General features: G+C 58.2%; 9 protein-coding genes. 3 read left to right on the top strand and 6 right to left on the bottom strand.

What is annotated here, in order from left to right:
- Positions 1-355 precede the first annotated feature (355 nt).
- Entirely contained in the window at positions 356-1,840 is a 1,485-nt protein-coding gene (locus AC3ZVB_RS23880) for an APC family permease (protein WP_490147872.1), read from the top strand.
- Between the two features lie 63 nt (positions 1,841-1,903).
- Positions 1,904-3,766 (top strand): NAD(P)-binding protein, encoded by a 1,863-nt coding sequence (locus AC3ZVB_RS23875; RefSeq protein ID WP_490147871.1) that lies wholly within the window; start codon positions 1,904-1,906, stop codon positions 3,764-3,766.
- Positions 3,767-3,831: 65 nt separating this feature from the next.
- Here AC3ZVB_RS23875 and AC3ZVB_RS23870 read toward each other — a convergent pair whose 3' ends face one another.
- The 3 genes from AC3ZVB_RS23870 to AC3ZVB_RS23860 form a co-directional block, all read right to left on the bottom strand.
- Entirely contained in the window at positions 3,832-4,233 is a 402-nt protein-coding gene (locus AC3ZVB_RS23870) for a type II toxin-antitoxin system VapC family toxin (RefSeq protein WP_194691258.1), read from the bottom strand.
- Positions 4,233-4,484 (bottom strand): AbrB/MazE/SpoVT family DNA-binding domain-containing protein, encoded by a 252-nt coding sequence (locus AC3ZVB_RS23865; protein ID WP_194691259.1) that lies wholly within the window; start codon positions 4,482-4,484, stop codon positions 4,233-4,235. Before AC3ZVB_RS23865 ends, AC3ZVB_RS23870 begins: the two co-directional genes overlap by 1 nt.
- Positions 4,485-4,627: 143 nt before the next feature.
- Positions 4,628-4,813, bottom strand: a complete 186-nt coding sequence (locus tag AC3ZVB_RS23860) for a hypothetical protein (protein ID WP_162438283.1) — start codon at positions 4,811-4,813, stop codon at positions 4,628-4,630.
- A gap of 389 nt (positions 4,814-5,202) precedes the next feature.
- Between AC3ZVB_RS23860 and AC3ZVB_RS23855 the strand changes: the two genes are divergently transcribed.
- On the top strand, positions 5,203-6,828 hold the full coding sequence (locus tag AC3ZVB_RS23855) for a glucan biosynthesis protein D (protein ID WP_162438282.1): 1,626 nt from the start codon (positions 5,203-5,205) through the stop codon (positions 6,826-6,828).
- Positions 6,829-6,930: 102 nt separating this feature from the next.
- On the opposite strand, the gene AC3ZVB_RS23850 is transcribed toward AC3ZVB_RS23855, so the two are convergent.
- The 3 genes from AC3ZVB_RS23850 to AC3ZVB_RS23840 all read right to left on the bottom strand — a co-directional run bounded on the left by AC3ZVB_RS23850 (position 6,931) and on the right by AC3ZVB_RS23840 (position 10,575).
- Entirely contained in the window at positions 6,931-8,037 is a 1,107-nt protein-coding gene (locus AC3ZVB_RS23850) for an NADH:flavin oxidoreductase/NADH oxidase (protein WP_162438281.1), read from the bottom strand.
- A gap of 219 nt (positions 8,038-8,256) precedes the next feature.
- Positions 8,257-9,966, bottom strand: a complete 1,710-nt coding sequence (gene recJ / locus AC3ZVB_RS23845; protein ID WP_162438280.1) for a single-stranded-DNA-specific exonuclease RecJ — start codon at positions 9,964-9,966, stop codon at positions 8,257-8,259.
- Positions 9,967-10,032: 66 nt separating this feature from the next.
- Positions 10,033-10,575 (bottom strand): YaeQ family protein, encoded by a 543-nt coding sequence (locus AC3ZVB_RS23840; RefSeq protein WP_008151638.1) that lies wholly within the window; start codon positions 10,573-10,575, stop codon positions 10,033-10,035.
- Positions 10,576-10,711 lie beyond the last annotated feature (136 nt).

Here is a 10,711-nt window from a genome sequence, read left to right as displayed (position 1 = left end):
AAATGCCCCATGGCGGTCAGAAATTGTCCGGTTACGGGAAGGACATGTCGATGTATGGGCTGGAGGATTACACGGTGGTTCGGCATGTGATGTTCAAGCACTAACAGCATCGCTGGCAAGCCAGCTCCCACAGGGTTGCGGTGTACTCTGGCCCTGTGGGCAACCACAAAACGTGTGGGAGCTGGCTTGCCAGCGATGGCGTCACCTCGGTTTCAAGGCAGAGACCGGCAATACGCACCATCAGGTTTCAACGTTGGATACATAAAACAAAAACCACCGATCCGGGCCGAGCCGTCATGGCACCGCCACGGTTTCGGACATCCGAAATCTGCCGATTTTCCGGAGCTAACACACCATGAGTGCATCACCCGATCTCTCTGCAGCCGTTGCCGACAGCGATGCCGAGCAATTACGCAAACTGGGTTACACCTCGAACTTCAATCGCAGCATGAGCCTGTGGGAAAACTTCGCCCTGGGCTTCACGTATCTCTCTCCGGTCGTAGGGGTTTATACCCTGTTCGGCCTGTGCCTCGCCGCTGGCGGGCCGCCAATGTTCTGGGCCTATCTGCTGGTCGGTTGCGGCCAGTTGCTGGTGTGCCTGATCTTCGGTGAAGTGGTCTCGCAATTCCCGATTTCCGGTGGCGTCTACCCTTGGGCTCGCCGCTTGGTGGGCAAGCGCTGGGCATGGATGGTCGGCTTGATCTATTCCATCGCTCTGTGCGTCACCATCGCTGCGGTTGCCGTCGGTGCCGGTCCGTACCTGGCCGCCATGCTGGGCTTTGAACCAAGCAACAACACCAATATCGTCATCGCCCTGGTGCTGACGCTGTTCGCCACCCTGGTCAATCTCAGTGGCACAAAAGTCCTGGCGCGAATCGCCATGTTCGGCTTCCTGTGCGAGTTGGTCGGGGCGGTGATCGTTGGCGTTTACTTGCTGGTGTTCGAACGCCATCAGCCGATCAGCGTGCTGTTCAACACCTTTGATATCAGTGTCGACGGTTCGTACCTGCCCGCTTTCCTCACTGCTTCGCTGGCGGGGATGTTCCTGTACTACGGCTTCGAGGCGTGCGGCGACGTGGCCGAAGAAACGCCGAACCCGAGCAAGCAAATTCCGGTCGCCATGCGCATGACCATCTACATCGGCGGCATCGCGGCGATGTTCGCCTGCCTCGCGCTGATCCTCGCTGTGCCAGACATGCAAGCCGTGATCAACGGCACCGACAAGGACCCGGTCACCACCATCCTCAACAACGCCTTCGGCCCGGTGGGCTCAAAAGTGGTGATGGGCGTGGTGATGATTTCCTTCATTTCCTGCGTGATCAGCCTGCAAGCGGCGGCGAGTCGGTTGCTGTATTCCTACGCACGGGATGAAATGGTCATCGGTAGCTCACTGCTGAAGAAGATATCTCCTACAACTCAGGTACCGGTTGCGGCACTGTTCGTTTCCGGCGTCCTGCCAGCGCTGATCATTATCCTGGGGTTCTTCCTGCAGGATGCGGTCGCAACCATCGTCAGTTTCGCAGCGATCGGCATCTACCTGGCGTTCCAGATGATCGTGCTCGCGGCGTTGTATGCGCGCATGAAAGGCTGGAAACCGAGTGGCAAATTCACCCTCGGCGCGTGGGGCTGGGTGGTAAACATCGGCGCACTGGTTTACGGCGTCGGCGCCATCATCAACATGGCCTGGCCACGGACCCCGGATGCGGCGTGGTACATCAACTACGCCATGGTCCTGAGCACGGCTATCGTCATCGGTTTGGGCCTGCTCTACATGTGGTTTGCAAAACCTTACGACCACGGCACCGCACCTGCGGGTGATGCCTGGAAAGTCAGCCGGTAACGGCCCTCGCTGCGGCGCCATTTTCGCGCCGCAGCGATTTATAAAAACCAACAAGGATTGAACATGGACATCACCCGCCGCGACTTCCTCAACGGCGTTGCAGTCACCATCGCTGCCGGCATGACGCCGCTGCAAATTCTCCAGGCAGCCCCAGACGGACGCTACTACCCTCCTGCCCTTACCGGTCTGCGCGGTAGCCACGTCGGCTCCTTCGAAATTGCGCACCAGATGGGCTGGGAGAAAAAGGTTTTTGATACCGACAAGCTGCCGATCAGCGAAGAATATGACCTGGTGGTTGTAGGCGGCGGCCTCAGCGGTCTGTCAGCCGCGTGGTTCTACCGTGAGAAACATCCGAAAGCCCGCATCCTGATTCTGGAAAACCACGACGACTTTGGCGGTCACGCCAAGCGCAACGAGTTCTCGGCCGGCGGTCGTACGATCATCGGCTACGGCGGCAGCGAAGCGTTCCAGTCGCCCAATCACCTCTACAGCAAAGAAGTGAATGGCCTGCTGAAGAAACTCGGCGTCGACATCAAACGCTTCGAGACCGCCTTCGACCGCCAGTTTTACCCTGACCTGGGCCTGTCCCGCGCCGTGTTCTTCGACAAGGAAAACTTTGGCGAAGACAAACTGGTCAGCGGCGATCCAACGCCGATGGTCGCCGACGACATCGCCCCCGACCAATTGCACGCACGCTCCATCCCTGACTTCATCAACGATTTCCCGCTACCGCAAGCGGATCGCGAAGCGCTGATCGCGCTGCACATGGCGCCAAAGGACTACCTCGCCGGTAAAACCCTCGAAGAGAAAACCGCGCACCTGGAGTCCACCAGTTACCAGGATTTCCTGCTCAAGGACGTAGGACTGTCGGCACAGGCGGTGAAGTACTTCCAGAGCCGCACCAACGATTTCATGGCCCTGAGCATTGATGCGGTCGCAGCGTCCGACGCCTATTCGGTTGGCTTCCCAGGCTTCGGTGCGATGAATCTCGAACCGATCAGCGAAGAAGCCCAGGCGGAGATGGAAGAGCCCTACATCTACCACTTTCCCGACGGTAACGCCTCGCTTGCACGGTTGCTGGTCCGCAGCCTGATCCCGTCCGTGGCACCGGGTCACACGATGGACGATGTGGTCCTCGCGACGTTCGACTACGCCAAACTGGATCAACCGAAATCAGCGGTGCGCATTCGTCTCAACAGCACCGCCGTCAGCGTGCGCAACGTCGGCACGGGCGTGAACGTCGGCTATAGCCGTGGGGGTCAGTTGAGCCAGATACGCGGGAAACACTGCATCATGGCCTGCTACAACATGATCATTCCGTACCTGCTGCGAGACCTGTCGGCCGAGCAGTCACACGCCCTGAGTCAGAACGTGAAATTCCCGCTGGTCTACACCAAAGTGGTGATCCGCAACTGGGAGTCGTTCCAGAAACTGGGTGTGCATGAGATCTACGCCGCGACCCAGCCCTACAGCCGCATCAAACTCGACTACCCGGTGAGCATGGGCGGCTACGACCACCCGCGCGACCCGAAACAGCCTATCGGCCTGCACATGGTTTACGTGCCTACCAGCCCTAACAGCGGGATGAATGCCCGTGACCAGGCGCGGGCCGGCCGTGGTCGTCTGTACGGGCAATCCTTTGAACAACTGGAAGCGCAACTGCGCGATCAGCTGCAACGAATGCTGGGCCCTGGTGGATTCAATCACCAGACCGACATCCTCGCCATTACAGTGAATCGCTGGTCGCACGGCTACGCGTATTTCTCCAATAGCCTGTACGACGATTCTGACGAGAGCGAAAGACTGATGAACCTGGCGCGTCAGCCAGTTGGGCGAGTCAGCATCGCCAACTCGGATGCGGCGTGGAGCGCTTATGCGCATGCCGCGATTGATGAGGCGTATCGAGCGGTGGGTGAAATCGGGTAAGCCACTGCAGGACAAAAATCCACGGATAGCGCTTGCACAGGTTCATCCGTGGATTTGTGTCGCAATCAAGAAGGCACTATCAACTCAACGGAAGGGAAGTAACTGCGGTAACGCTTGGCATCACGCGTCAGTAATGGCAGTTTTTTTACTGCGGCATGTGCGCCTATGAAAAAATCCGCCAGAACATTATTTTTCCCACCGCCCACTCTTCGATAACGAGTAAAAGCCTTCCCGGCCAGGAACAAGGCGGGACGTGGCATTTCTTGCATCCGCAAACCAAGCTGACTGACCACATCATCCAATCCTTCAAAGGTGGAAAATGTCTGGGACAACTCGGCATAGATAATGGGATTTATGACCAACTCATGAATCCTGGATTGAGCACGTAGCTGTTGAATGGACCAATCAGCCCAGACGGGGTCATCTTCCAGAACGTCGATCAACACATTCGTGTCGACCAAAAGCATCAGTCATCACCTCGCAATAACGCCATCAATTCGTCGGTCCTCCATTTGATGTCAGCCTTTCCACGTACGGCCTCAAATCGGTCAGGAGTCGCTGAATCGATGTCACCTTTTGCCTTATGACTTTGCAGTACGACCTCACCTTGCGCGTTAACGCTAAATTCGATCGCTGAACCTGGCAACAGGTGCAAAGCGTCACGGATGGGTTTGGGGATAGTGACCTGCCCTTTGCTGGTCATGGTGGTGGTCGTCATGCTGATCTCCGCAAAGTATTACTGAATACAGCAAAGTAATACTTAGAATATCGGTCTGCAACCGCCGCTGATCGTAGGTAAATTCTCTTCACATCGAAGGATTTCGGCCGCGACACCGCGTCACGACCTAATCTCCAATTTCTTTAAAACCGCGAAACACTCCTCATTGCATCCACCAGATAACGCATCGCAATCCGGTCGCTCTCCGACAAGTCGCGATACTGTTCGACCAACTTTATTTCTTCTGAACTCAGGCGACGTCTGCGACGGCCAACACTGAGGCAAGGAAATATTCCCAGTATTTCGGTGATGCTCTGTACTTTTGCCATGGACGAGGTCCTTTCCCTATAAAAGAAAACTGCAAAAAAACCCATCGCCCTTTCACTTTTTGACTCACCGATCTGAAGGGCAGAAATCGGTCATGTCCTTAGAATAGAAAGATAATCGGTGCTGGAAAGCAGTTTTTAGAGTAATTAGTCGAAAAAAGCAGAAATGCCCTTAAATTCAGAATGTCCTGTCAGAAAAATGAACCGACATTTCTTGTTTCATTGCCAAGCTGTCGCTATGCCATCAATCAATTTGTGTCTGCAACCGAACGGTTTAAGCTATTTGGTATCTGTTTAACGTCCGTTGCGTTTGGCCGAAGGCATGTCCGAACCCCATTTCTGATCCAGCACGTGCCAGGAACGGCGCGGGATTGTTCACGACAGGTTTACTTATGCACCGCAGGAATTTACTCAAAGCGTCCATGGCCATTGCGGCCTACACGGGATTGTCAGCGACTGGCCTGCTGGCCGCTCGGGCCTGGGCGGGTAATGGCGCCGCCGATGGCGACGCGCAGGCGTTCGATTTCGAGGCCCTGAAGATTCAGGCCAAGCAACTCGCCGGCCAGCGTTACCAGGACACCAAACAGGTGCTACCGCCGACGTTGGCGACCATGACGCCGCAGAATTTCAATGCGATTCGCTACGACGCCGATCACTCCTTGTGGAATGACCTGAACGGTCAGCTGGACGTGCAGTTCTTCCACGTGGGCATGGGCTTCAAGCAGCCGGTGCGGATGTACAGCGTCGACCCCAAGACGCGTCAGGCGCGCGAGGTGCATTTCCGCCCTTCCCTGTTCAATTACGAGAAAACCACGGTCGATACCCAGCAACTGAAGGGCGACCTGGGTTTTTCCGGGTTCAAGCTGTTCAAAGCCCCCGAGCTGGACCGCCATGATGTGCTGTCCTTCCTCGGCGCGAGCTATTTCCGTGCGGTCGATGCGTCAGGCCAGTACGGTTTGTCTGCACGCGGCCTGGCGATCGATACCTACGCCAAAAAGCGTGAGGAGTTCCCGGACTTCACCAAGTTCTGGTTCGAGACGCCAGCCAAGGACAGCACTCGTTTCGTGGTGTACGCCCTGCTGGATTCGCCAAGCGCCACAGGTGCCTATCGTTTTGACATCGACTGTCAGGCCAGCCAGGTGGTCATGGGGGTCGATGCCCACATCAACGCCCGTACCGCGATCGAACAACTGGGCATCGCACCCATGACCAGCATGTTCAGCTGCGGCACCCATGAGCGGCGCATGTGCGACACCATTCACCCGCAAATCCATGACTCTGATCGCCTGGCCATGTGGCGCGGCAACGGCGAATGGATCTGCCGTCCGCTGAACAATCCGGCCACCTTGCAGTTCAACGCCTTTGCCGATACCGATCCGAAGGGCTTTGGCCTGGTGCAGACCGATCACGAATTCGCCAGCTATCAGGACACCGTCGACTGGTACAGCAAGCGCCCGAGCCTGTGGGTAGAACCTACGACCGCGTGGGGCGAAGGCTCTATCGATTTGCTGGAAATTCCTACAACCGGCGAAACCCTGGATAACATCGTTGCCTTCTGGACGCCGAAAAAACCGGTCGCCGCGGGGGATTCCCTGAACTACGGCTACAAGCTCTTCTGGAGCGCTTTGCCTCCCGTGAGCACGCCACTGGCGCGAGTCAATGCGACACGTTCGGGTATGGGTGGTTTCGTTGAGGGCTGGGCGCCGGGTGAGCATTACCCGGAAGTCTGGGCGCGCCGTTTTGCCGTGGACTTCACCGGGGGTGGCCTGGATCGCTTGCCGGAAGGTGCCGGCATCGAGCCGGTGGTGACGTGCTCGAATGGCGAGGTGAAGGATTTCAACGTGCTGGTGCTGGACGACATCAAAGGCTATCGCATCACCTTTGACTGGTTCCCGACCAATGACAGCGTGGAGCCGGTAGAGCTTCGGTTGTTCATCCGTACCCAGGACAGGACGCTGAGTGAAACCTGGTTGTATCAGTACTTCCCGCCGGCGCCGGACAAGCGTAAGTACGTCTAACCGCTAACGGCAAAATCAAAAGATCGCAGCCTGCGGCAGCTCCTACAGGGAATTGAATTCACCCTGTAGGAGCTGCCGCAGGCTGCGATCTTTTGCGTTCAACTACTCACGCAAATCCGACTCATGAATCGGCTGATCGCGGTGCGTCGCCCGCTGGTACTGCGCCGGCCAGATGGCCTTGCGTCCACCCAGATCGTCGTCGGCGTGCAGCGGCCAGTACGGATCGCGCAGCAGTTCACGGGCAAGGAAGATGATGTCCGCCTGACACGTGCGCAAGATATGCTCCGCCTGGGCTGGCTCGGTAATCATTCCTACAGTGCCGGTGGCGATACCTGACTCCTTGCGCACACGTTCGGCGAACCGCGTCTGATAGCCCGGGCCGGTTGGAATCTCGGCGTTGACCGCCGTACCGCCCGACGAGACGTCGATCAGGTCAACACCCAAGGCTTTGAGGCGGCGCGCCAGTTCAACAGTCTCATCGGGGTTCCAGCCGTCTTCCACCCAGTCGGTGGCCGACACGCGAACAAACACGGGTAGTTCCTCAGGCCATGTCGCCCGTACCGCTTCAGTGACTTGCAACACCAGACGAATCCGGTTTTCGAAAGAACCGCCGTATTGATCGCGACGCTGATTACTCAATGGCGAAAGAAACTGGTGCAACAGGTAACCGTGGGCGGCGTGGACTTCAACCACTTTGAAACCCGCCGTCAGGGCGCGCTTTGCCGAGTCGACAAAGGCTTGAATGACCTCGGCGATCGCGCCTTCATCAAGCTGCGTGGGCGGCGTGTGCTGGGGGTCGAATGCGATGGGCGAAGGCCCTACCGGCACCCAGCCACCGTCCTCGGGTTTGACGCTGCCGTGTTTGCCCAGCCATGGCCGATAAGTGCTGGCCTTGCGCCCGGCGTGAGCCAACTGGATGCCGGCAACAGCCCCCTGCGCGGCGATAAAGCGCGTGATGCGCTGCAATGGCTCGATCTGTTCATCATTCCACAAGCCGAGGTCCTCGGCGGTAATGCGTCCATCGGCGGTGACGGCGGTGGCTTCGGTAAAAATCAGCCCCGCACCGCCAACTGCACGGCTGCCGAGGTGGACCAGGTGCCAGTCATTGGCCAGGCCATCGACGCTGGAGTATTGGCACATGGGCGATACCGCGATGCGGTTGAGCAGGGTCAGTTGGCGAAGGGTATAGGGTTCTAGCAGCAGACTCATGGGGCACCTCTCGAATCAGTGGGCAGGCTCCAGGGTTCTGTTTGAAAAGTCGACGAGTGACAGGAAAGAGGTACAGCGCCCGCCCCCGCGGGCAAAAAATTCGACAAGACGTCACAAGGATTATCAAGCAGTGCTTAGAGCCTAGTCGACATCGGGGGATGAGGGAGGGTTCAGATGAATTCTGTGAAAGGGGCTATCGCGGGCAAGCCCGCGATGGGCTCAGCGCGGTTCGATATGGGCAATCATCAACTGCACGGTCTCGTTGCCACGAAACTCGTTGAGGTCGAGTTTGTAGGCCAGCTCCACCCACTTGATGGTCGGATTTGGCCAGATGTCGCGGTCGATTCCGAACGCAATGCCATCGAGCTTCACCGAGCCGCACTCGCTTCGCAGCACGACTTTGAGGTGACGTTCACCGACCACACGTTGCTCGACCAGCTGAAACACGCCATGGAACAACGGCTCCGGAAAATGCTGCCCCCAGGGGCCGGCATGCCGCAAGGCGCGCGCCAGCTCCAGGTGAAATTCCTCGACCGCCAGCGTGCCGTCCGACAGCAGGCGCCCGGTCAAATCTTCTTCACGCAATTGCCGGCGCACTTCAGCGTCGAATGCCTCGGCGAACAGCGGAAAATTCGCTTCAGGTAGTGTCAAGCCTGCCGCCATAGCATGGCCGCCGTACTTGCTGATCAACGTGGGGTGTTGCGCTGCCACCACGCTCAACGCGTCGCGAATATGAAAACCCTGCACCGAACGCCCAGAGCCCTTGAGCAAGCCATCGCCCGCATCGGCAAAGGCGATGGTCGGACGGAAATAGCGCTCTTTCATACGGGACGCGAGGATACCGATGACGCCCTGGTGCCATTCCGGATCGAACAGGCACAAGCCGAACGGCATGGATTCGACCGGTAAATCCTTGAGCTGGGCCAGCGCCTCACGCTGCATGCCTTGCTCGATGGATTTACGGTCCTGGTTCATGCCGTCGAGCTGGATTGCCATTTCCCGGGCAAGCCCCGCGTCTTCCGTGAGCAGGCATTCGATGCCCAGGCTCATGTCATCCAGACGCCCCGCCGCGTTCAGGCGTGGACCGACAATGAAGCCCAGATCGGTGGAGGTAATGCGCGCTGGCTCACGTTTGGCCACTTCAAGGATCGCCTTGACCCCCGGTCGAGCACGCCCGGCGCGAATCCGCTCAAGACCTTGATGCACCAGAATCCGGTTGTTGGCATCCAGCGGGACCACGTCGGCTACGCTGCCCAGGGCCACCAGATCCAGCAACTCGCCAATGTTCGGCTGCGGCTTGCTCTCATACCAACCAAGACTGCGCAAACGTGCGCGCAAGGCCATCAACACGTAGAAAATCACCCCGACACCGGCCAGTGCCTTGCTAGGAAATTCGCAACCTGGCTGATTCGGATTGACGATGGCATCGGCCAACGGCAGTTCATCGCCTGGCAAGTGGTGGTCGGTCACCAACACCTGAAGACCGGCGTTCTTCGCTGCCGCGACGCCTTCAACGCTGGAGATGCCGTTGTCCACCGTTATCAGCAACTGCGGGGTACGCGTGAGGGCGACTTCAACGATTTCCGGTGTCAGGCCGTAGCCGTACTCGAAACGGTTCGGCACCAGATAGTCGACATGCGCCGCGCCCAGCAAACGCAAGCCCAACACGCCCACCGTACTGGCGGTCGCGCCATCGGCATCGAAGTCGCCGACGATCAGAATCCGCTGTCGCTGCTCCAGCGCCGTCACCAGCAAGTCCACTGCCGCCTCGATGCCCTTGAGCTGCTGGAACGGGATCAACCGCGCCAGGCTCTTGTCCAGTTCAGCCTCGGACTGCACGCCACGCGCTGCGTACAGGCGGGTCAACAGTGGGGGAATATCACCGAGGAAGGGCAGGATGTCGGGCAGCAGGCGAGGTTCGATACGCATGGGGTGACAGGTGCTTCTCTTGAATAGGTAGGAAATATCGGGCGCTGTGGACTGACGTGAAAAGAATCAGCCCCGTTCGCCGCTCAGCCATTGCAACTGGACTTCGTGTTGACCACGGTCGTCGGTGACGAAAATCGTCCCTTCGCTGATCATCACGTCCCACTTGATAACGCGGGGCATGTCCTTGGCCAGGGTTTCCAGCACATCCTGCGGCACGGCGGCGATGTGCACGTTCTTCAGGTTCTTGATCGCCGGGATAACCTTGGTTTCCCACACGCGCAGGCTGCCGTAGGCCAACAGGCTGGTGCGTTCGGTACGACGGGAGCACCAGGTCAGACGGTCCGCATCGGGCTGGCCGACTTCGATCCAGTGCAGAACGCGGTCATCCAGGCTTTTTTCCCACAAGGCAGGTTCATCCACGTCTGACAGACCGCGACCAAACGACAGTTGCTCGTTGTACCAGAAGGCGTAGGCAAGCAGGCGCACGGTCATGCGTTCTTCGGTTTCCGAAGGGTGACGGGCGATGGTCTGCTTCACGCTCTCGTAAACACTGCGGTCGAGGTCGGTGAGGTTCAGTTCAAACTTGTAGGTCGTGGACGGCTGGGCCATGAACGGGCTTCTTGATACGGAGAAAGGCGGCAAGTCTAACCGATGCGGCAGGCAATCAACGAATTCAAGCGATGAACCTTGGGCGACTGACGCCGGGCTATGCTAAAACGCTCTACCAGCCAGCCTTTGTCCTACA

It is taken from the genome of Pseudomonas sp. MDV22-iso1 (assembly GCF_058145095.1).
The sequence above is the reverse complement of the archived record's forward strand: the minus strand, read 5'-3'. Positions and strand labels throughout refer to the sequence as shown.

What these genes read in the sequence shown, in the direction of transcription:
- AC3ZVB_RS23870 (WP_194691258.1), bottom strand. Translation starts at nt 4,233, where the DNA reads ATGCTTTTGGTCGACACGAATGTGTTGATCGACGTTCTGGAAGATGAC.
- AC3ZVB_RS23860 (WP_162438283.1), bottom strand. Translation starts at nt 4,813, where the DNA reads ATGGCAAAAGTACAGAGCATCACCGAAATACTGGGAATATTTCCTTGC.
- AC3ZVB_RS23850 (WP_162438281.1), bottom strand. Translation starts at nt 8,037, where the DNA reads ATGAGTCTGCTGCTAGAACCCTATACCCTTCGCCAACTGACCCTGCTC.
- recJ (WP_162438280.1), bottom strand. Translation starts at nt 9,966, where the DNA reads ATGCGTATCGAACCTCGCCTGCTGCCCGACATCCTGCCCTTCCTCGGT.
- AC3ZVB_RS23880 (WP_490147872.1), top strand. Translation starts at nt 356, where the DNA reads ATGAGTGCATCACCCGATCTCTCTGCAGCCGTTGCCGACAGCGATGCC.
- AC3ZVB_RS23855 (WP_162438282.1), top strand. Translation starts at nt 5,203, where the DNA reads ATGCACCGCAGGAATTTACTCAAAGCGTCCATGGCCATTGCGGCCTAC.
- AC3ZVB_RS23865 (WP_194691259.1), bottom strand. Translation starts at nt 4,484, where the DNA reads ATGACGACCACCACCATGACCAGCAAAGGGCAGGTCACTATCCCCAAA.
- AC3ZVB_RS23875 (WP_490147871.1), top strand. Translation starts at nt 1,904, where the DNA reads ATGGACATCACCCGCCGCGACTTCCTCAACGGCGTTGCAGTCACCATC.
- AC3ZVB_RS23840 (WP_008151638.1), bottom strand. Translation starts at nt 10,575, where the DNA reads ATGGCCCAGCCGTCCACGACCTACAAGTTTGAACTGAACCTCACCGAC.